1 protein-coding gene is annotated in these 249 nt (G+C 56.6%); it reads left to right on the forward strand.

The annotated features are described in order from the left end of the window. Positions 1-249: hypothetical protein (locus E4T79_RS10855; RefSeq protein ID WP_135030147.1), on the forward strand; the 249-nt coding region annotated here is incomplete at both ends.

The raw sequence follows: 249 nt of genomic DNA on the forward strand, positions 1-249 counted from the left end.
ACTATGGGCTGGTCGTCGCAGCGACCGACGAGGGTGCAGATGGCGGGGCTTTCTATACGACAGAGGCTACTGCTGAAAATGCGGGTCAGATTGGCTTTACTCCAGACAAGGCGCCCAGCCTTACCATCCAGTGGTCAGTGCCCGACCCTGTCGATATGAATTATGGGCTGGGTCAGACCACGATTAACCTGCGGACCATGGTCAAGACCGATAAGCAGGGCAAACTCCAGTTCCAAGGGGTCTTTGCGG

Source organism: Streptococcus sp. LYSM12 (assembly GCF_004569635.1).
Taxonomy (GTDB): domain Bacteria; phylum Bacillota; class Bacilli; order Lactobacillales; family Streptococcaceae; genus Streptococcus.